This is a genomic window from bacterium (assembly GCA_036524115.1).
Lineage (GTDB): Bacteria > JAUVQV01 > JAUVQV01 > JAUVQV01 > DATDCY01 > DATDCY01.
The window spans coordinates 34,593-54,964 of the sequence record DATDCY010000155.1; the positions used below are offsets into that span (position 1 = coordinate 34,593).

Below are 20,372 nucleotides of genomic sequence, written 5' to 3' on the forward strand. Positions count from 1 at the left end.
GACCGACCGTTCCCCCGGCGCCCCCGGTGCGGGCGTCAGAGACGGTCGAGGATCTCCTTCCTCTTCGCGCGGTACTCCTCCTCGGTGACCAGGGAGGCCGCGCGCAACTTCTCCAGCTGCTCCAGCCGGGCCGCGGCGTCGCCCCCGCCCGGGGGGGCCGCGCCCGGCGCGCCGGTCACGGCCCCGGCCATCATCTGGCCGAAACCGACCCCTGCGCCGAGGCCGAGCCCGACGCCGGCGCCGCCGCCCTCGTTGCGCGCCGCCTCGCGCAGGCCCTCGAGCTGCTGGAGCCGGCCGAAGTCCAGCCCGGCGGCCAGGGCGCCCCTGGCCTCGGCGGAGAGGTCTGCGATGCGACCGATGCGCCGCACCGTGTCCGCGTCGAAGCCCGTCCCCTCGATGCGGAAGTCCGTGATCTCGAAGCCCAGCTGCGCGAACTCCGCCTGGAGCCGGCCCTGCATCCCGGCCGCGATCTCCTCGCGCTGCGCGTCGATGTCCGCATAGGAGTGCCGGGCCTCCGCGAGGTGGTCGCCCAGCGGCTGGACGATCCGGTCGTTCATCACCCGCCGGAAGTCCTCCACCGTGAAGACCGGCGCGCCGGCGACCACGTTCACGAAGAACCAGCGCGGGTCCTTGATGCGGAAGCTGTAGTTGCCGTAGGCGCTCAGGCCCACGGGGATGCCGTACTTCGGGTCCTCGTAGCGCACCGGCGACGCGGTGCCCCATTTCTGGTCGAGCACCTTCGCCATCCGGAAGTAGTGGATGCCCGCCTTGTGCTCGCTCGCGAAGAACTGCATGAACCTGCTGACCGTCGTCCAGAAGGGGACGTTCTCGGTCTTGAGGTCGACGAGGCACTCCTTCTCGATGACCGCCTCGACCCGCCCCTCGTAGACGAAGATGCAGCCCTGCCCCGGCCCGACGATGAGCTTCGAGGCGTTCTTGATCTCGTCCCCGTTGTCCGTCCACCGGACGAACAGCGTCTCCGGGGAGGGGTCCTGCCACTGGATCACCGAGCGCAGCTGCCGCCGCAGGCCGTCGATCATGGTCACCGTCGCCCTCCTCCTCTCCCCCGGGTCGCCGCGCCCGGGCGGGCCGCGCGGCCACGCGGGACCCGGCCCCCACTCTTACGGGATCGGGCGCTGCCCGTCAACACCGTCGCGCCGCCACGCCCTACCGGAACAGGCCCGCGCTGGCCCTCCGCGTGTCGACGGCCTCGTACTCCCCGCCGCGGAGCAGCACCACCAGGTTGTCGGCGGTCACGCGGCGACGAAAGCGCGTGAAACAGTCACCGACGTCCTCGGGCCGGTGGGCGTCGGAGCCGCCGGTGACCGGCAGCCCGAGCCGCCGCGCCGCCTCGATGGCGCGCCGGTTCAGTCCACCGGCGTTGCAGCCGTTGTGCCCCTCGACCGCCGTGATGCCGCGAAGCGCGAGGATGCAGTCGCCCAGCCCGGTCCCGCCGCCGCGGTAGGGGTGCGAGGGGATGACCGCGCCGCCCCGCTCGCCGACGAGCCGGACCAGTTCCGCCGCCGGCGCGTACGGCGCGCAGAGACGGTCGGTGTCGACCCCGAAGACGAGGCAGTGCCCTTCCGCGGTGGAGAACTCCACGCCGCGCACGACCAGCAGCGCGGCGCGGTAGCGCTCCCGCAACCCCTCGATGGGCTCGGAGACGCCGTAGGAGTAGTGCTCGGTGAACGCGATGCCCTGCAGCCCCCGCTCGATCGCCCGCGCGACGCACTCCTCGGGGTCGGCGGCGTTGTCGCCGCTCAGGTGCGTGTGCACGTGCAGGTCGATGGCGAAGCCGGGGGCGGCCATGGGCGAAACGAGACGTCACGCCGCCGCGGCCCCTCGGGAGCGCCGCGGCGGACGTCCATGCGGGACGCTACCCGGGCGGCCAGCCGAAGGAGCGGCCGGAGAGCACGTGCAGGTGCAGGTGGGGCACGATCTGGCCCGCCGGCCGGCCGTTGTTGATCACGAGGCGATAGCCGTTGCTCTCGAAGCGCAGCTCCTTCGCGACCTTCCGCGCCGCCTCGAACATGCGCGCGACGATGTCGCTGTCCTCCGCGCCGATCGCCTCGAGGTCGGTGATGTGCTTGAGCGGCACGATGAGCACGTGCACCGGGGCCTGCGGGTTGATGTCGTGGAACGCCAGGACGTGCTCGTCCTTGTGCAGAATGTAGGCGGGGAGCTTCCCGCGCGCGACCTTGCAGAATACGCACTCCTCCACGTCAGCCATCACGGTCCTCCGCTCGTGTTGTTCCCTGCCACCCGCCGCCCGGCCGGCGGCCACTTGACGCTCCGACCCTCCCTCAGACCCGGATCTGCTTGACCGACAGGACGTTCGGCAGCTTCTTCAGCCGCTCGATCACGGCCGCCGGGGCGGGGCTGTCGATGCTGACGACGGACATCGCGCGGCCGCCGGCGCTCTCGCGCCCGAACTGCATGCGGGCGATGTTGATGCCGCTCTCGCCCAGCAGCGTGCCGGTGCCGCCGATGACCCCCGGCTTGTCGTTGTTCATGAGCACGAGCATCTCGCCGTCGGGGACCGCCTCCATCGGGAAGTCGTCCACGCGGACGATCCGCGGCTCCTTGCGGCTGTTGAGCGTCCCCGCGACGGCAAGCTCCTTCCCGCCCGACTTGATCCGGATGGTGATCAGGCTCGTGTACTCCGTGCCGCCGGAGGAGGTCGAGACCTTGACCTCGATGCCGCGGTCCTTGGCGATCAGCGGCGCGTTGACGTAGTTGACGTTCTCCTCGAGGATCGGCGTCAGCAGGCCCTTGAGCGCGGCCAGCGTGATCGGCTCGAGCTTGAGGGCCGCGACCTCGCCGCTGTACTCGACGCGCACCTCGGTCAGCCCGCCGTCGCTCAACTGCGCCTGGAAGAGGCCCATCTTCTCGGCGAGTCCGATGTACGGCGCGAGCGCCGGGAGCTGGTCCGCCGGCACCGAGGGAACGTTGACCGCGTTGCGCACCGTGCCCTGCACGAGGTAGTCCACCACCTGCTCGGCCACGGCCGTCGCGACGTTCTCCTGCGCCTCGGCCGTCGAGGCGCCAAGATGCGGCGTCGCGATGAAGTTCTCCAGCGCCATCAGCGGGTGGTCAGGCGCGGGCGGCTCCTTCTCGAAGACGTCGAAGGCCGCCATCGCGACCTTGCCGCTCTTGAGCGCCTCGGCCAGCTCCGCCTCGTTGACGATGCCACCGCGCGCGCAGTTGATGATGCGCACGCCGTCCTTCATCTGGGCGATCGTCGCCGCGTTGATGAGGTTGGCGGTATCCTTGGTCTTCGGGGTGTGCAGCGTGATGAAGTCGGCGCGCTTCCAGATGGTCGGCAGGTCGGCCAGCTCGACGCCGAGCGCCCTGGCCTTCTCCGTGGAGATGAAGGGGTCGTAGGCCAGCACCTTCATGCCGAGCGCGGCGCAGCGGTTGGCGACGACGCTGCCGATCGCGCCGAGGCCGACGACGCCGAGGGTCTTGTCCCAGAGCTCGACGCCCTCGAACTTCTTCTTCTCCCACTTGCCGGCCTTCATCGAGGCGTAGGCCTGCGGGATCATGCGCGCGCAGGCGAACAGCATCCCGATGGTGTGCTCGGCGGTGGTGACGGTGTTGCCGCCGGGCGTGTTCATGACGACGATGCCCTTCTTCGTCGCCGCGGGAATGTCGACGTTGTCCAGGCCGCTGCCGGCCCGGCCGATGACCTTGAGCTTTCCGGCTTTTTCGAGGAGCCCCGCCGTGACCTTCGTCGCGGAGCGGATGATGAGGGCGTCGTAGCCGGGGATGAGCTGCTCGATCTCCTCCGCGGAGGTCTTGCTGCGGAAGTCGACCTCGAGCCCGGCCTTCTTGAGGATCTCCACCCCGCGGGGCGAGAGGTTGTCGCTGATGAGTACCTTCATGAGCCCTCCGTGCTGTGAAGAGATCCACGTGCCCGGCCGGCGCGGACCCCCGGCCGCACGTCACCCCATCCCCTGTCAAACGGAGGGATTTTCGGCCCCCCGGCCCCTCCTGTCAAGAAGAACCGGGGCGCCGGAAGACAGCGGTGGGGGCCCTCAGTTGGTGGGCTTGTGGATGGTCAGGATCTCGGCCTCCCGGAAGAGCCCGACGTGGGTCTCGCAGTTCGAGACGAACTTGCCGAGGTGCACGCCGATCTCGGAGAGCTTCGCCCGGATGACGGCCTGGTCGCCGATGCTCAGCTTGAGCCCCCCATCGACGTCGTTCGTCCGGAACAGCAGCATGTAGCACCCGCCCGGGTAGTTCCAGTCCTTGATCTCGATCCACGGCGGGTCCTGGCCCTGCGGCTTGTAGTAGTCCACGTCAGAGACGGTGATCGTCCCCTCGTACCACGTCCCCTCGGGCAGCCCGACCTCCTTCTGGGCCGATGTGGCGCGGATATCGGTGAATTTCTTGACAAAACCGCTCAGCGGGAGCGGGTTGGCCTTCTCCTGCGCGACCGCCGCGCCCCCGACCAGCCCGGCGACGACCAGCGCCACGACGGCGACCGTCCATTTCATCTCGCACCTCCGCCGACGGCTGGTTTGCGCCCGGTCCCGGCGGCCGTCCCGCGCGGGGCTGGCTCGCGCGCTACAAGGGCCCGACCGCGCTCCGCGGCACCTGGGGGTGGTGTCCGTGCCCGCCTCCGACGGCCTTCCACGCCCGCCCCAGCGCAACGATCGCGGCCGCAACGGCCAGGGACAGCGCCAGCAGCCCGACACCGGCGAGCATGCTGTTGAAGAGGGCCGGGCGGATCAGGACGACGAGGCCCAGGCCGAGCATCATCAGCCCGGAGACGAGCTTCATGACCCGCCCCTGCTCCTCGGTCAGCTTGCGCGCGCCGAGGGTGAACGAGAAGACGGCGACGACGCACGCGAGGGGGAGGACGTAGACGAGGTTGTAGATCCCGAGATAGAGGTAGTGCTCGGCCGGCGAGAGACGATTCAGGGTCAGAATCCTCGCGAAGACCATCGGGAACCCGGCGGTGCAGAGCAGTTCGTAGGTGTTCGCCGCGAGCGCGAGGAGCACGGTGCCGAGCACCAGCGCCGGAACCGACGACGCCTGGACTAGGCCGCGCATCCGCTCGAAGAGCCTGGGCTTCCGGCTCTCGGGGATTGTCATTGAGACCCCCCGTTTGAAGAAGAAGTAGTCCTTGATGTTGATGGCAGCGATGACGAGGACGACGACCCCGGCGGCCGTCGTGACCGCGCGCAGCTCCCCGAGGTGCAGGAAGAGGTTCAGCCACGCCGCCATGAAGACGAAGTAGACGAGGCCCGAGAACACGACGAACGTCCCGCCGACAAAGAACATCCGGCGGCGGGAGTGGGCGTGCACGAGGATGCCGAGCAACGAGAACAGCACGAAGAAGGCGCAGGGGTTGAAACTGTCCATGGCGCCGAGGACCACCGAGATGGTCACCAGGGGCAGGCGCGCGAGGTCGGTGGCGCCGACGAGGGGCAGATCCATGACGGTGCTGCCGGTCTCGGCGGGAGCGCCTCGTTCCCTGGCGAGCCGCGACGCCTCCTCGCCCCTGCCGGCAAGCAGCAGGGCGATCGGGTCCTCGCACCCGAGGGCGAGGCAGCGGCGCACGCGCTTCTCGATCGCCGCCCCCGTCTCGGCGTCGTCGTGGTAGCCGATGATCGGCTCGGTCGCGCCGATGAAGGTCACCGGGACGACGGTGACGTCGAACCCGTAGAGCCCGGCCGCACGTGCCAGCAGCGCGCCGTTCTTCTCGTCGAACTGCGCCTCGAAGAGCCGCACCTCCAGCTCCGGGATCTGCGCCGTGAGGCGCGTGAGGAAGGCCTTCTCGGCGCTGCAGGAGGAACAGCCTTCGGCATAGAAGAGGTAGACGGGAACCTTCGCGCCGGCCGGGCACACGACCGGGGCCGCCAGGAGGGCAAGGGACAGAAGACCGGTGACCGTTGCGCGAGCGCCCATGATCCACCTCATGACACCCACAGGTCCGTATATAATCTACGTCTTGGTGAAGCCACACGCTACCCGGTCGTGCCGCCGCCTCGCGGTCGCAGCCGCCCTCGCGATCGCCGCTCCCGCCTCGCTCTGTCGCGCGGCCGACGATCCGGACGAACTGGTGCGCCGGAGCCGGGAGCACCTCGAGGCCGGCAGGCTCCAGGATGCGACCGAGGACCTGGAACACGCGGCCGAGGCGCGCCCGGAGGACGCGGGCCTGCGCCTGGCGCTGGCGCGGGTGCTCTTTCTGCGCAATGACCTGCGCGGCGCGCGGCGCGCCGTCGACGAGGCCCTGGAGCTTGACCCCGGGAGCGGGCCGGCGCACGAGCTCTCCGGCGACCTCTACGATCGCGAGGGACTCCTCAACAAGGCCGTCGGCGAGTGGGAGACCGCGGCTGCCGCCGGGGGGTCGCACGCGCTGGCCGCGAAGATCGACCGGGCCCGCCGGGAGATGGCGGCGGAGGAGGGCATGGGCCGGGAGAGCGGCCGCCACTTCATTGTGCTCTACGAGCGCGACGTGCCCCAGGCGCTGGTGCGGGGCTTCTTCGGGTTCCTCGACCGGGCGTTCGATGTCCTGCACGACCGCCTCGGCGAGTACCCCCGCGGCGACATCACGGTCATCCTCTACTCGCGCGACGCGTTCCGCGACATCACGCGGATGCCGGATTGGGCGGGCGGGGCCTACGACGGCAAGATCCGCATTCCGGTCGGCGGGCTCTCGGACGTGGAGGAGGCCGCCGGCCTGCCCGGGATCCTCGTCCACGAGATGACCCACGCCTTCCTGCACCAGATGGCGCCGCAGGGGTTGCCGCTCTGGTTCAACGAGGGGATCGCCACCGCCTTCCAGGGGTGGGATGTGGCCGCGGCCCGGGCCTGGTTCGCCGCTCACGGGGACCAGGCCGAGCTGCTCACGACGCTCGACGACGTCGACCGGACGCTCAGGGGACGCGGCGGCAGCGTCACGGCCGGCTACGCCGCCGCCCGGCTGGCCGTCGCCGACCTCGAGGAGCTGCGGGGGTTCGGGGCCGTGCGCCGCATCGTGGCCGCGGTGGGCGAGGGCCGGCCCTTCGCGGAGGCCTTCCGCGACGAGACGCGCCTGGAGGTGGGCGAGTTCGAAGAGCGTTGGGCGAAGGGACTGCGCTGATGCGCGCGGACGGGAACATCGTCCTGATCGGCATGCCCGGCGCCGGGAAGAGCACCGTCGGCGTGCTCCTGGCCAAGCACCTCGGCCTCGACTTCGTGGACACGGATCTGCTCATTCAGCGGGCGGACGGGCGGCGCCTGCAGGAGATCGTCGACGAGGACGACTACCACGAACTGCGGCGGCTCGAGGAGGCGGCGATCCTCGGCATCGAGGCGCGCGGGGCCGTGATCGCCACCGGCGGCAGCGCCGTCTACAGCGCGCGGGCCATGGAGCACCTGCGCGGCCTGGGGACGATTGTCCACCTGCGGGCGAGCCTCCCGCTCCTGGCGTCGCGCATCGACGACTACGGCCGCCGGGGGATCGCCAACGCATCCGGCCAGACGCTCGCGGACATCTTCGCGGAGCGCACGCCGCTGTATGAGCGTCACGCCGACATCGCGGTGGATGTCGATGGCCGCCCTCCCGCGGCGATCGTCCGTGCGGTGGCCCGGGCGCTCCGCACTCGGGCGGCAGCGACCCGCCGCTGAGCGTCGCGGCCCTCCAGAGCGCAAGGCGCGGCCCGTCAAGGGCCGAATCCGAACCGATGTCCCCCCCGGGAGGCGAAGGCCTCTCGGCTGCGCAATTGGGGTCTTTTCCTCAGAGGATTCCCGCAACCTCGGTGCATACATTGAACTCAATGACGCCAGCCCCGGGTGTCATGGCCGCGGACGAGTGCCCCCGAGGCGCTCAGAGGACGTTTCTGCGGTTGTGAACCGCGGCGGGCGCACGCTCTTGCGGGAGGAGGTTCGCCGTGGGGATGAGAAGCGCTCTGCTGCTCTTGCTGCTGCTCCTGACGCCGTTGCTGTCCGCCGACGAGGCGCGCGCCGGGACCGAGGGGACGTCACGCACCTATCTACGCTCCTGGGAGTCCAACGACGATGAGCGCCACGCTCCCCTCGCAGAATTTCTCGAGTTCTCCTCCGCCCTCGGGAAGGGCGGTGCGTTCTCCCTGAACGTCGGCGGCTGGGGACGGGTCGACCTCGGCGAGGAGACGAACGGCGACACCACCAGGGGAGAACTGCAGTACGGGCATCTCGCATGGCACGGCGCCACCGGGAACCGTGTCGCGCGGCTCGGACGCCTCGAGGTCACGGGCGGGGTGGCGTTGGCCGAGCGGTTGGACGGCCTTTCGTTCGGTGGCGACCTTGCCGGCGGCTTGTCGGCCGCGGCGTACGTCGGCGTTCCCGTGGAGACCGACGACGACGGACGCGATGGCGATCTCATCTACGGCGCCCGCATCGCGCACCGGCGGTACGGACGCTGGGACGTCGGCGCCTCGTACCTCAAGGAACGGAATGACGGGGCGGACCTGCGCGAGGAAACGGGATTCGACATCTTCCTTCGCCCCTTCCGGATGGTGACGCTGGACGGAAGGTCTGCCTACAGCATCGATCAGTCGGCCTGGATGGAGCACCACTACCGGGTCAGCGTCGTCCCCCTCCCGGCCCTCACGCTCGGCGGGGAATACCAGGACGTGGACTACAAGGCCTTTTTCCGCGCCGCGGACGTCACCGCCTTCCTCCCGGCAAACCTCGCCGGCGAGGAGGGGATGCGCCTGGCGGGCGTCGAGGCGTCGTACGCATTCACGGTCGGCCTGACGGCCTCCGTCTCGTGGCGGGACTATGCCTACGACGTCGCGGGGGACGCCCAGGCGGCCGGTGCCGGACTGCGGTACGCGAGCGGCAGCCTGGGCGCCGGCCTCTCGTACAACCGGGTGGACGGGGACTCCCCGAACCTGCGCTACCGGGAGTATCGCGGTTACGGCACCTGGCGGCCGGGACGCTTCGACCTCGCGCTGGATCTCGGCAGCCAGCACTACGACGAGGCCATCGACGGCGAGGACGTCGGGACCACCGGGACCGTGGCCGTGGGCTTTGCGCTGCGCCCGGCGCTGCGCCTCGCGGCGGACCTCAGCTACACGGCGGACCCGTACTTCAGCAGTGACGTGCGGGGGATGATCAAGCTCGTCTACGGCTTCGCCGCCGGGCCGAAGCCATGAGGAGGTGCGCGATGAGACAACGACCTGCACGAATCCTCCGTGTCCTCGCGCTGCTCGTGGCGTTCGCCGCCCTCGGGGCCTGCGCGGCCGGCAAGAGTCTGCAGACCACCCACCCGGAAAAGGTCGAGGGCAGTCCCCGCTGCAGCGAATGCCACGACGACTGGCGGAACATCTACGACCACACGCCGGCGTTCGCCCGGGCACACGGCGCCCCGGCCTCGCGCGACCGCGACCTCTGCGGGAGCTGCCACCGGGCGTCCTTCTGCGCGGACTGCCACGCCTACCGCGACGAGATCGCTCCCGCCGAAAAGTACGCCGACGCCCCGGAGCGCATGATGCCGCACCCGCGCTCCTACGTCGCCCAGCACCGCATCGACGGACGTCTCAACCCGGCCGCCTGCTTCCGCTGCCACGGCCGCACGAGTGAAGCGAGGTGTCAGCAATGTCACCGCTAGCTGGAGTGGGCCGGTTGCGGCGCAGCCTCCCCTGGCTGCTCCTGCTCGTCGTGGCGGTCGCGGGCTGCAGCAAGTCGCGAAATGACGTGCTCTTCACGCCGGGGGTCGGTCATCCCGAGGACTGGATCGCCGACCACGGAAAGGCCTACCGGAAGGCCCCCGCGCGCTGCGTCGAGTGCCACGGGACGGACCTCAAGGGCGGGGTCTCCGCCGTGAGCTGCTTCAGCGCGAGTTTCAAGGGCACGGCCTGTCATCCGGGCGGTCCGGCCACGTTCATCCACCCGGAAGGCTGGGGTGCCTGGCAGCGGCACGGTGCCGCGGCCAAGGCCGCCCCGGGGCCCTCCGGCGGTTTCGCCTGGTGCGAGAGCTGCCACGGGACGGATTTCGCCGGCGGGATCGTCAACACGCCGTGCGCGCGCTGTCACGGGGTGCCCGCTCCCCACCCGCGCGCGCCGTGGCGCGGCGGTCCGCAGACGCACGCCACGACCAACACCGCCAACGCCCCGGTCTGCGCCCAGTGCCACCGCCACGCCGGCTCGGGCGGACAGCCGGGGTGCTTCAACGGCACCCTGTGCCACACCCAGCGCGGCGTGCACCCGGGAGGCTGGGGCGACCCCACGAGCCACGGGCCGGCCGCCAAGGGCCGGCCGGGGCCTTCCTCGGGCTTCCTCTTCTGCACGGGGTGCCACGGGTCCGACTACCGCGGGAACGGCGCGGGAGTTTCCTGCTTCCCCTGCCACGGGGTCGATGCCCCGCACCCGCCCTCGCCCTGGCGCGCCCGCTTCACCCACACCACCACCGACCAGGGCAACGCCCCGGTGTGTCTCGCCTGCCACCGCAACGCTCATCCGCCGGCCGGCGCGGCGCCCGGGTGCTTCAACAACACCCTGTGCCACCCCCACCCGCCAGGCTGGGCCAGTCCCGATCTGCACGGCGCCGGCGCCAAGGAACGGCCCAGCCCGACGCGGGGCTTCCCGGCCTGCCAGAGCTGCCACGGGAGGCTCTTCAGCGGGAGCGTGCCGGGGGGAAGCTGCTATCGGTCCGCCAGCTGCCACACGGCGCCGACGCCGCACTCGCCCGCCCCGTGGCGGCCGCCGGGACGGACGCACACGACCACGCAGGACGGGAACGCCGGGGTCTGCGGTCTCTGTCACCGCCGGCCCAGCGCGCCACCCAGTCTGCCGGACAACTGCTTCAACAACTCTCTGTGCCACACGCAACGGTGAGGGCCTGGCCTGACTAGGCAAAGGCGAAGGAGGAACCAGCATGAAAGCACTACGCGGTGGGAACAACAGACGACTCTGGGCCACAGCCGTGGCGACGGCGTTGCTGCTCGTCATCGGCGGGGTCGCCACTTCGCTCGCGGAAGCATCGACGCTGCGCGTCACCGTGAACGGCACGATCGCCCAGCGCCGCAGGGTCACCGTCCAGGTCGTGGGCAAGGACCTCGGGAGAACGGCGACGCGGGTCACGGGCGACACCGGGGTGGTGAGCTTCGCCGGCCTTCCCGGCGACACCTACACCGTGACACCGTCCCGGTACGGCTTTCGCTTCCAGCCCGCGGCGCGGCTCCTCGCCCTCGCCAACGGGGTGACCATGGCGACCACCTTTGTGGTGAGCCCGTTGCCCGCCGTCGGCAGCCTCGCGGTGAGCGAGACGGCGGTCAGCATGGCTCAGACCCTCTCCACGACCATTGTCGTGACCGCGCTCACGGGCGCGGGCGACGGGATCGCCGGGGCGCCGGTACATGCCGCAAGCTCCGCCCCCTACTACGTGAAGGTCACGCCCGCGGTCGCCACCACCGATGCCCTCGGGCGGGCCGTGTTCACGCTCACCGCCTTCGGCTCCCTGGCGTTCTCGAACCCGGCGCCGGAAGTGCAGCCGGTGGTTGCCACCGCGACGATCAACTTTGCGAGCGGGGGCTGGCGCGGAACCACGGTCAGGAGAGCCCAGACACTCGTGTCCGTCACCAGGGCCCTCGAGGGGGAGCTCTGGGTGACCTCGGGCCACGCGGACGCCAACGGCGAGCCCTTCAGCCACTGGGACAAGGACGGCGCGATACCGACGTCGTGCGCCCGCTGCCATAGCAAGCCCGGGTATCTGGAGTACGTCGCCACCGGCGCCATCGCGAACCCGGTGCCCGTCGGCACCGTCGTCGACTGCCTGCTCTGCCACGACCCGACTTCCTTCGCCCTCACACAGGTGACATTCCCCTCCGGGGTCACGGTGACCGGCCTCGGGCACGAGTCCATCTGCTCGACCTGCCATCAGGGGCGGGAGTCGAGCGTGAGCGTCGACCGCAGGCTCGCCGGCAAGCCCGAGGACACGATCGACACCTCCATCAGCTTCACCAACATCCACTACTTCGCCGCGGCGGCCACCATGTTCGGAGGCGTCGCCAAAGGCGGCTATCAGTACCCCGGCCAGGTCTACGACCAGCGCCTGCTGCACGTGTCCGCCGCGAACGTCTGCCAGGAGTGCCACAACCCGCACTCGCTCGCCCTGGACCTCCAGCTCTGCCGCACCTGCCACCCCGCGGCCGTCGACTACGCCGGCGTCAAGACCATCCGCATGGCCGGGTCGACCCAGGACTACGACGGGGACGGGAACGTCACCGAGGGGATGGCGGCCGAGCTCGCCGGTGTCGCGGCGAAGCTCTACGAAAAGATCCAGGAGTACGGCACGGCGCAGGGCTTCCCCATCGTGTACGACGCGGCCACGTACCCCTATTTCCTCTATGCCGCCGACCGCACCGGTTACAAGTCCTTCACGCCGCGGCTGCTGAAGGCCTGCTACAACTACCAGGTGTATCAGAAGGACCCCGGGACCCACGCGCACAATCCCAAGTACCTGGTGGAGATCATGTACGACTCCATCCAGAGCCTCGCTTCCTTCCTGCCGAGCGGTCCGGTGGCGGGCCTGGCGCGCAACGACCTCAACCACTTCGATGCCGCCAGCGAGGCCTTCCGTCACTGGGACAACGACGCCGACGGTCTTGTCGACGCGGCCTGCACGCGCTGCCACTCCGGGGAGGCGGGCTTCCGCTACTACATCGAAAACGGGTTCACGAACTCGCCGAATCCGCTGCCGCCGGCCTCACGCATGTCATGCGAGACCTGCCATACGGGAACGAACTTCGCATCGGCCCCGCCGCTGCGCCTCGTGTCGCAGGTGACCTTCCCGAGCCCGCCGACCGACCCGACGACCATCCTCAACGATCCCCTCAACCCCGACGAGTCCTTCATCTGCATCACCTGCCACCAGGGCCGGGAGTCCAAGAAGACGATCGACGTCGCCATCGGGACGATCGGTGACGACGTGATGGACCCCTCGCTGAAGTTCCTGAATGTGCACTACCTGTCGGCCGGCGCAAGCCTCTACGGCAAGCAGGCCGGCGTGGGGTACGAGTACCCGGGCATGACGTACGCCCTCAAGTTCAACCACTGGGGCGGTCAATCGGCGTGGTGCGCCTACTGCCATGACATCACGGCGACGCGGCACACCTTCCTGCCCCGCCTGACGCCGGTCTGCGCGAACTGTCACACGGAGATCACCGGCGGCGACATCGAGACGATCCGCCTCAACCGGCCGTACGACTACGACGGCGACGGGAACACCGCGGAGAAGCTGATCGACGAGATCCACGGACTGCGCGACGACCTCTATACCGCGATGCGCGGCTACGCCCGGACCACCCTCGGCTTCCCGATCGCCTACAGCCAGACCCAGTACCCGTACTTCTTCAACGACGCGAACGACAACGGCATCGTCGACCCGGGTGAAACCAGCTTCGATCACTGGACCCCGCGCCTTCTCAAGGGCGCGCACAACTTCCAGATGGCCTTCAAGGAGCCTGGCGACTGGGCCCACAACACGAACTACACCGCCCAGATCATGATCGATTCCATCCGCGATCTCAACGGAGGAGCCCCCGACAACTACCAGCGCCCGGTCGGCTTCTGATCGGCGCGGGGGAAACAATGGGGGCGGCCCGGACGGGCCGCCCCCTCTTTTTTTCAGCCCCGGGACGGCGTCCGGGGCTCATTCGCCAGGCTGCCGGGATGCCCGGCCGCGGGGCGGCCGTGTGCGGTCCGGCCTCAGGGGCTGACGTCGAAACTCTTGGACGCGCTCCAGCTCTTCCACGTGTCGAGGTAAGCGCGCACGCGCCAGGAATAGACGCCCGCAGCCACGACCAGCGAGGGGGTCGCGGTGCAAACGCCCGTCGCGCAGGCCGCTGTGCCGACGACCCTGTTGCAGAAAGGCGTGCCGCCCGCGGAGATCTCGACCTGGTACTTCGACGCGCCGGGGACCTTCGTCCAGCGGTAGGCCGGCGTCGGGTCGGCAATGGTTCCGCCCGGCGAGAGAGGCCTGGGCCGCTCCAGCTCGACGATCGCCCTCTTCAGGTTCGGGCGCGGCCCGATGTGCTGCGACGCAGGGAAACCCGGCGCATCCTGCTGCGGGCTGCCCGTGGAGGAGAGCAGGAAACGGACGCGCGCGGGCAGCAGGAGCGATCCCCGTTGCCGGGTGATGCCGCTGAGCAGCGCGGCGGCGCCGGCCACGATCGACGCTGCGCTCGAGGTGCCGGAGAAGGAATCCGAATACCACTGGTTCACGCCGGAGCCGGCATGGAGATCGCCGTACCCGGTCGTGACCACCCGGAATCCCCAGCCCTGGACGTCCACCCGCCTGCCGAAGCTGGAGTAACTCAGGCGGGAACGATCGTTCTGCGTGTACCCCGGCGGCGCCCCCGCGCCGACGATGATCGCACCGGAGTCGTTCGCCGTCGTGCCGAAGACTCCCAGGCAATTGGGCGAGTCCAGGTCCACTGCGCCGTTGCCAGCCGCCTGGACGACGATCCGCTTCCCGGCGGTCGCCGTCTTGATCGCGTCACGGACCGACCAGATCCACTCCAGCGGTCCATACCCGCTGCTGCACGCCGAGGTCTGCTGCTCAATCAGGATCACATCCCCGGGCGAGGTGGCCAGCCGCGCTGCGTTGATCGCGGCCGCTGGCGCGTACGGGCGGCAAGAGGTGTTCGGGCACGGGGAGGCGAACTTGAGCGAGGCCGCCGAGGCAATGCCGCGGACGCCGAGGCCGTTGGCGACCCCCGCCAGTTCGCCGAGGACAGCCGTGCCGTGGTCGGATCCCCAGCCCTGGTAGAAAACCCCGCTGATGAGCGGCACGGACGGCAGGTCCTCGTGGGCCGGATTGAAGCTGTACTCGACGTCCACGATCGTCACGCGACCACCGCTTCCGTCGGCTTTCGTCCAGGCGAAGGTGGCGTCGATGCCTTCGGGGGCGGTCTTGACGTAGCCCTGCAGCGTGCTGAAGTCAGGGGTGGATGTCTCGGCCATGCCGGCGAAGGGAGACATCCTGGCGATCCCTGGATCGCCCGGCGGCGGCGACGGCAGCGGCGCGGCGTAGGCGATCTCCACCTCGGGCAGGGCGTTGAGAGCGTCGATCAGCGACTCGATGTCGGCCCCCGGGGCAACCCTCAAGCGGTACCACAGGTTCAGGTCGGGCAGCTCCTCCCCGCCCAGTTCCTCGAGGGCGTGCCGCTCCCGTGCGATCTCCGCCTCTGGCTGGGGGAAGAGGCGCTCGACCGCCTCCACGGAGTGCGCTGACAGCACCGCGTGCACGCCGACGAGATCCCGCCCGTCGAGCGAGGTCAGACATCCCTCTCGAAGCCGGACTTGCCCGCCCTGGGCGAATTTGACCTCGATCGCCTCGCGCGACTGTCGCGCGAGGAGCCGGGTGTGCGCCGGCTTGGGCGGGGGCAGCCGCGCCCGCAGACCCGGGGCCGCCTCGGTGGCGCGGACCGGAGACGGGAGCGGCGCCAGGACAGCCACCCACAAGGCGACGATCGCGGCCGCCCCGCGGCGACCACTCGAGGCGCGGATGCCCTGCGCCCCACCGGGGGACGGTGCGCCGTGCTCAGCGAGCGCCGGCGCCACGGACGGCTACGCCTGGGCGAGGGTCGGCCGCGGGTAGAGGCCGGCGCCCTTGACGATCGGCTCCAGGGCGCTCTCCCACTCGATCGCCATCACGTGCACGCCCTTGACGTGCGGGATGTCGAGAACCTGCTTGATCAGCTCGATCGCGATCTTGATCCCCTCGGCCTCCTGCAGCTCCTTCATCTTCTTCTTGTCGTCGCCCGCGGCCTCCTTGGCCTTTGCCATGCGCGCGATCAGCTCGGGGGGCACCGAGATCCCGGAGACGGACGTGTCCATGTACTTGAGCATCATCGCGCTCTTGGGGACGATGATTCCCGCCAGCATCGCCGTGTGCTCGAAGCAGCCGAGGTCGGCGGCCTTCTTCATCTGCGAGCGGAAGAGCTCGACGTCGTAGATCCCCTGCGTCTGGATGAAGTCCGCGCCGGCCTTGACCTTCTTGAGCAGGTTGACCGGCCGGAAGTCCATCGGGTCGCCCAGCGGCGTCCAGGAGGCGCCGATGTGGAACTTCGGGGCGACCTGCAGCTTATCGCCGCCCTGCTGGAGGCCCTCGTCGCGCATCTTCTTGAGGATGCCGACGAGCTGGACCGTGTCGATGTCGTAGACGTTCTTCGCCCCCGGGTGCCCCATGAGCTTGCCGGCCTTGCCGAAGGACTGGTGGTCGCCGGCGATGCAGAGGCAGTTCTTGATGCCGAGCGCCGAGGCGCCGAGGAGATCGGCCTGCATCGCGATCCGGTTGCGGTCGCGGCAGGTCATCTGCATCACCGGCTCGAGGCCCTCGCGCGCGGCGACGACGGCCGCAGCGATGCTCGAGATGCGCACGACCGCGGTCTGGCAGTCCGTGATGTTCGCCGCGTCGCAGAAGCCCTTGAGCTGATGCGCCTTGTGGACGACCTCCGCCGGGTCCGCGGACATCGGCGGCCCGAGCTCGCCGGTGACCGCCGGCTGCCCGCTCGCGATGACTCTCTCGAGATTGCTCCCGCTCTTCGTCGTCATTTCTTCGCCTCCGCCTCCGCGGGAGCAGCGATGTGCTCCAGGACGATCTTCTTGGGCCCGCCGTCGCGGGCGGTCGACCAGTTGCGCGGCGGCTGGATCTCGGCGAGCCTGTCCAGCCGGCCGAGCTCCTTCATCCGCTCGACGATCAGGTACCAGGCGCAGTCGATGTCCTTGCTGACCTCGCACTTGCCCTGGTTGGTGCCGCCGCAGGGGCCGTTCATCAGCGACTTGGAGCAGCGCGCGATGGGGCAGATCCCGCCCGTCAGGTGCAGGATGCAGTTGCCGCAGCCGGCGCAGAGCTCGACGAAGACGCCCGCCGCCGGCACCGCGCCGTAGAACGAGGTGTTGATCCCCGGGAAGACCGGGACCTTGCCGATCAGCCCGGAGAGGAAGTTCACGCCCACGCCGCACGCGGTGGAGATGACCAGCTCGTACTCGCGCAGCTGCTCGAGGACGGGCTCGAAGTACTCCGGCTCGCACTGGCGCTGGACCGCCGTGAAGTCGGCCTGCAGCGCGACGCCCTCCTCCGTGGCCTTCATGCGGAGCATCGTGGCGAGGATCTCCGCCTCCTTGGCGCCCCCGGCGTGGCAGATCGCGACGCAGGTATTGCAGCCGATCACCATCACCTTCTTGAAGCCCTTGACCATCTCCCAGGTTTCCGGGAACGGTTTCTGCGACCCGACGATCATGACTGGCTCCCCTGGCACTGCTGTTTCAGTTGCGCCGCATGGATCGGCGTGGGCCCGAGGGCGCGCACCTTCTCCACGAACTCCGTGCAGATCTGCGCCCAGCGCGGGCCCATCGCCGCCGAGAGATTGAACATCTCCAGCCGGTCCGGGTCGATGCCGAGCTTCTTCAGGAGCGTCTTCACGTACTCGATCCTTCTCGCCGCGAACGCATTACCTTCCAGGTAATGGCATTGTCCCTTGAGTCAGCCGGCGACGAAGACGCCGTCGACCCCCCTCTCGAACGCCCGCAGCAGGTGCATGTGGTCGAGCTTGCCGGTGCAGGGCAGCCGGATGACCTTGACGTTCGGCGGGTACGACAGGCGCATCACGCCCGCCAGGTCCGCCGCCGCGAACGCGCAGTAGTGGCACGCGAACGCAATGACGTTGGGCTCCCAGCCGACCGGGACGGGCTGCTTCGCCTCGATCGAGGGGACCGCGGCCGGCGCCGCGGCCTCAGCGACAGTCGTCATACGCTCTCCTCCTACGCCTCGACGAGGCCGGGTTCCGATTCGGCCGCCGCGTCGATCATCGCGAAGATCTGGTCGTCGCGGAAGTTGTTCACCTGGAAGGCCTTCGCCGGGCAGATCCCGGCGCAGATGCCGCAGCCCATGCACTTGACCTCGTTGTGCGAGATCATCCCGTCCTTGTCGATGTACGGCGAGCCGAAGGGGCAGACCCGCAGGCACGAGAGGCAGGACATGCAGAGCGCGCGCTTGTGCTTGGCGATGATCCCCGAGACCGCGAGCCGCTCGTGCGAGAGCACGACGCCGGCGCGCCCGGCCGCGGCGAGGGCCTGGCCGATGGTCTCGTCGAGGTTCTTCGGCGCGTGCCCGAGGCCGCAGACGAAGAGTCCCTCGGAGGGGAAGTCGACCGGGCGCAGCTTCACGTGCGCCTCCAGGTAGTAGCCGTCGGGGTTGCGCGTGACCTTGTACATCGCGCCCACGGCGTCGGTCGTCGGGTGCGGGCGCAGCCCGGTGGAGAGCACCACGTGGTCCGCGGCGATCTCGACCTCGCGGTCCAGCATCGGGTCGAAGGCGCGCACCGTCAGCGGCCCCGCGCCCGCCTGCTCGACGACCGGCTTGCGCTCCACGTCGTAGCGCACGAAGAGCACGCCGAGCTCGCGCGCCTTGCGGTAGTAGTCCTCCCGCAGCCCGTACGTGCGCACGTCGCGGTAGAGGATGACCACCTGGGAGCGCGCGTTGGCCTCCTTGATGCGGATCGCGTTCTTGATCGCGTCCTGGCAGCAGACGCGCGAGCAGTACTGGTTCGGCTCCTCGCGCGAGCCCACGCACTGGATCATCACGTAGGAGCCCGACGGCGTCTCGCCCGCCGCGAGCTGCTGCTCGAGCGCGCGCTGGGTGATGACGCGGTCGCTCTTGCCGTAGAGGTACTCCGTCGGCTGGTACTCGACGCCGCCGGTGGCCAGCACGATCGCGCCGTGCTCGGCCGTCGCGCCGGTGGTCAGCGTCGTCACGTAGTTGCCGACGAACCCTTCCGTCTTCACGACCTCCGCGCCGAGGTGCACCGTGATCCGCGGGTGCGCCTTGACCGCCGCGATCCGGCCGGCGAGGAACGCCGGGACGTCGCCGCCCTCGAGCGTGTAGCGCAGGTTGCGGGCGAGACCACCGAGCTCCTTCTCCTTCTCCACGAGATGGACCGCGAAGCCCTGGTCGGCCAGCGAGAGCGCCGTGGTCATCCCGGCGACGCCGCCGCCAATGACCAGGCACGCGGGCGTGACGCCGACCGTCTCGCTCTGGAGCGGCTCCTGGAGGCGCGACTTCGCGATCGCCATCTTGACGATGCCCACCGCCTTCTTCGTCGCGGCCTCGGGCTGCGCCTTGTGGCACCACGAGCACTGCTCGCGGATGTCCGCCAGGTCGAAGAGGTACTTGTTGAGGCCCGCCTCGCGGATCGTCTCCTGGAAGAGCGGCTCGTGCGTCCGCGGCGTGCAGGAGGCGACGACGACGCGGTTGAGCTTCTGCTCCTCGATGATCTTCTTCATCGACTCCTGGTGGTCCTGGGAGCAGGCGTAGATCGCGTTGGTCGCGAAGACCACCCCCGGCTGGTGCTTCGCCGCCTCGACCACCTCGTCGATCTTGACCGTGGAGGAGATGTTGATGCCGCAGTGGCACACGAAGACGCCGATGCGCGGTTCCTGGCCGGTGACGTCGCGCTCGGGCGGCAGCTCCTTCTTCACGACCTCGGTGCCGCGCGCCTCGGAAAGCAGCGCCATCGCGCCGCCGGCCACCGCGCTGCCCTGGACCACCGTCTCCGGGATGTCCTTCGGGGCCTGGAACGTGCCGGCCACGAAGACGCCGGGCCGCGAGGTTTCGACGGGCGCGAACCCGGAGGTCTTCGCGAAACGATAGTCGGTGGCCTCGATGCCGCAGGCCGCAGCCAGCTGCACCGCGTCCTTGTGGGGCTGGAAGCCGATGGAGAGCACGACCATGTCGAACGTCTCGTCGACGAGCTCCCCGTTCTCGAGCGCGTGACGCAGCACGAGGTTGCCGGTCCCCGGCTCCTCGCGCACGCTCGAGACCATGGCGCGCTGGTACTTGACGCCGTACTCGTTCTTGGCGCGCTCGACGTACTTGTCGAAGTCCTTGCCGAAGGCGCGCATCTCCATGAAGAAGATCTTCGGCTCGATGTGCGCGTCGTGCTCCTTGGCGATGATCGCCTGCTTGGTCGCGTACATGCAGCAGACCGAGGAGCACCAGGGGTTCGCGTTGTGCGGGTCGCGCGAGCCGACGCACTGGATCCAGGCGACCTTCACCGGGTGCTTGCCGTCCGAGGGACGCTGCACCACCCCCTTGGAAGGACCGGAGGCCGAGAGGATGCGCTCGAACTGGATCGAGGTCACGACGTTCGGCCAGCGCCCGAGGCCCAGCTCGCCGCGCACGCGCCCGTCGTAGAGCTCGAGGCCGGGCGAGAGGATCACGGCGCCGACGTCCAGGTCGAACTGCTCCTCGTACGGAGCGTCGTGGACGATCGCCTTGGCGAGGCAGGCGTCCACGCAGTAGTAGCACTCGCAGCAGCCGGCGCAGTTGAGGCAGCGGCCGGCCTCGGCGAGCGCGACCGGCTCGGGGAAGCCCAGCTCGACCTCGCGGAAGT

General features: G+C 69.8%; 17 protein-coding genes. 6 read left to right on the forward strand and 11 right to left on the reverse strand.

The genetic code is table 11. The features are described 5' to 3' along the window. Positions 1-35: 35 nt before the first annotated feature. From VI078_07480 to VI078_07505, 6 genes are all read right to left on the reverse strand, one after another. A complete protein-coding gene (locus VI078_07480; protein ID HEY5999130.1) occupies positions 36-1,040 on the reverse strand; it encodes an SPFH domain-containing protein in 1,005 nt (334 codons plus the stop codon). Between the two features lie 127 nt (positions 1,041-1,167). Continuing rightward, entirely contained in the window at positions 1,168-1,809 is a 642-nt protein-coding gene (locus VI078_07485; protein HEY5999131.1) for a PHP domain-containing protein, read from the reverse strand. Between the two features lie 67 nt (positions 1,810-1,876). Further along, a complete protein-coding gene (locus VI078_07490) occupies positions 1,877-2,230 on the reverse strand; it encodes a histidine triad nucleotide-binding protein (GenBank protein HEY5999132.1) in 354 nt (117 codons plus the stop codon). Between the two features lie 73 nt (positions 2,231-2,303). After that, entirely contained in the window at positions 2,304-3,884 is a 1,581-nt protein-coding gene (gene serA / locus VI078_07495; GenBank protein ID HEY5999133.1) for a phosphoglycerate dehydrogenase, read from the reverse strand. Between the two features lie 153 nt (positions 3,885-4,037). Then, entirely contained in the window at positions 4,038-4,499 is a 462-nt protein-coding gene (locus VI078_07500; protein HEY5999134.1) for a hypothetical protein, read from the reverse strand. A gap of 70 nt (positions 4,500-4,569) precedes the next feature. Then, positions 4,570-5,916 carry a hypothetical protein gene (locus tag VI078_07505; GenBank protein ID HEY5999135.1) on the reverse strand — a complete coding sequence of 449 codons (1,347 nt, stop codon included), beginning with the start codon at positions 5,914-5,916 and terminating at the stop codon, positions 4,570-4,572. 46 nt (positions 5,917-5,962) lie between these two features. Between VI078_07505 and VI078_07510 the strand changes: the two genes are divergently transcribed. The 6 genes from VI078_07510 (at position 5,963) to VI078_07535 (ending at position 13,549) form a co-directional block, all read left to right on the forward strand. Beyond that, complete coding sequence (locus VI078_07510) at positions 5,963-7,093, forward strand: tetratricopeptide repeat protein (GenBank protein HEY5999136.1); 1,131 nt, start codon at positions 5,963-5,965, stop codon at positions 7,091-7,093. After that, on the forward strand, positions 7,093-7,620 hold the full coding sequence (locus tag VI078_07515) for a shikimate kinase (protein HEY5999137.1): 528 nt from the start codon (positions 7,093-7,095) through the stop codon (positions 7,618-7,620). The genes VI078_07510 and VI078_07515 overlap by 1 nt, the downstream gene beginning before the upstream one ends. Before the next feature lie 269 nt (positions 7,621-7,889). Further along, on the forward strand, positions 7,890-9,131 hold the full coding sequence (locus tag VI078_07520; protein ID HEY5999138.1) for a hypothetical protein: 1,242 nt from the start codon (positions 7,890-7,892) through the stop codon (positions 9,129-9,131). An 11-nt stretch (positions 9,132-9,142) separates the two neighbouring features. Then, positions 9,143-9,586 carry a cytochrome C gene (locus VI078_07525; GenBank protein HEY5999139.1) on the forward strand — a complete coding sequence of 148 codons (444 nt, stop codon included), beginning with the start codon at positions 9,143-9,145 and terminating at the stop codon, positions 9,584-9,586. Beyond that, positions 9,574-10,812, forward strand: a complete 1,239-nt coding sequence (locus VI078_07530) for a hypothetical protein (GenBank protein ID HEY5999140.1) — start codon at positions 9,574-9,576, stop codon at positions 10,810-10,812. Before VI078_07525 ends, VI078_07530 begins: the two co-directional genes overlap by 13 nt. A 40-nt stretch (positions 10,813-10,852) precedes the next feature. Next, on the forward strand, positions 10,853-13,549 hold the full coding sequence (locus VI078_07535; protein HEY5999141.1) for a hypothetical protein: 2,697 nt from the start codon (positions 10,853-10,855) through the stop codon (positions 13,547-13,549). 134 nt (positions 13,550-13,683) lie between these two features. Here VI078_07535 and VI078_07540 read toward each other — a convergent pair whose 3' ends face one another. The 5 genes from VI078_07540 to VI078_07560 all read right to left on the reverse strand — a co-directional run. Beyond that, positions 13,684-15,540, reverse strand: a complete 1,857-nt coding sequence (locus VI078_07540) for a S8 family serine peptidase (GenBank protein HEY5999142.1) — start codon at positions 15,538-15,540, stop codon at positions 13,684-13,686. Positions 15,541-15,546: 6 nt separating this feature from the next. Further along, positions 15,547-16,533 carry a methylenetetrahydrofolate reductase gene (locus VI078_07545; protein ID HEY5999143.1) on the reverse strand — a complete coding sequence of 329 codons (987 nt, stop codon included), beginning with the start codon at positions 16,531-16,533 and terminating at the stop codon, positions 15,547-15,549. Further along, on the reverse strand, positions 16,530-17,222 hold the full coding sequence (locus VI078_07550; GenBank protein ID HEY5999144.1) for a methylenetetrahydrofolate reductase C-terminal domain-containing protein: 693 nt from the start codon (positions 17,220-17,222) through the stop codon (positions 16,530-16,532). The genes VI078_07545 and VI078_07550 overlap by 4 nt, the downstream gene beginning before the upstream one ends. After that, positions 17,219-17,686, reverse strand: a complete 468-nt coding sequence (locus VI078_07555; GenBank protein HEY5999145.1) for a hydrogenase iron-sulfur subunit — start codon at positions 17,684-17,686, stop codon at positions 17,219-17,221. The genes VI078_07550 and VI078_07555 overlap by 4 nt, the downstream gene beginning before the upstream one ends. A 56-nt stretch (positions 17,687-17,742) precedes the next feature. After that, a partial coding sequence (locus tag VI078_07560; GenBank protein HEY5999146.1) for an FAD-dependent oxidoreductase occupies positions 17,743-20,372 on the reverse strand: 2,630 nt, incomplete at its 5' end.

Bases quoted from the DNA above. Each gene is read 5' to 3' on its own strand.
- VI078_07550 (HEY5999144.1), bottom strand. From the start codon at position 17,222: ATGATCGTCGGGTCGCAGAAACCGTTCCCGGAAACCTGGGAGATGGTC.
- VI078_07480 (HEY5999130.1), bottom strand. From the start codon at position 1,040: ATGATCGACGGCCTGCGGCGGCAGCTGCGCTCGGTGATCCAGTGGCAG.
- VI078_07505 (HEY5999135.1), bottom strand. From the start codon at position 5,916: ATGGGCGCTCGCGCAACGGTCACCGGTCTTCTGTCCCTTGCCCTCCTG.
- VI078_07535 (HEY5999141.1), top strand. From the start codon at position 10,853: ATGAAAGCACTACGCGGTGGGAACAACAGACGACTCTGGGCCACAGCC.
- VI078_07525 (HEY5999139.1), top strand. From the start codon at position 9,143: ATGAGACAACGACCTGCACGAATCCTCCGTGTCCTCGCGCTGCTCGTG.
- VI078_07530 (HEY5999140.1), top strand. From the start codon at position 9,574: ATGTCACCGCTAGCTGGAGTGGGCCGGTTGCGGCGCAGCCTCCCCTGG.
- serA (HEY5999133.1), bottom strand. From the start codon at position 3,884: ATGAAGGTACTCATCAGCGACAACCTCTCGCCCCGCGGGGTGGAGATC.
- VI078_07500 (HEY5999134.1), bottom strand. From the start codon at position 4,499: ATGAAATGGACGGTCGCCGTCGTGGCGCTGGTCGTCGCCGGGCTGGTC.
- VI078_07515 (HEY5999137.1), top strand. From the start codon at position 7,093: ATGCGCGCGGACGGGAACATCGTCCTGATCGGCATGCCCGGCGCCGGG.
- VI078_07545 (HEY5999143.1), bottom strand. From the start codon at position 16,533: ATGACGACGAAGAGCGGGAGCAATCTCGAGAGAGTCATCGCGAGCGGG.
- VI078_07485 (HEY5999131.1), bottom strand. From the start codon at position 1,809: ATGGCCGCCCCCGGCTTCGCCATCGACCTGCACGTGCACACGCACCTG.
- VI078_07520 (HEY5999138.1), top strand. From the start codon at position 7,890: ATGAGAAGCGCTCTGCTGCTCTTGCTGCTGCTCCTGACGCCGTTGCTG.
- VI078_07490 (HEY5999132.1), bottom strand. From the start codon at position 2,230: ATGGCTGACGTGGAGGAGTGCGTATTCTGCAAGGTCGCGCGCGGGAAG.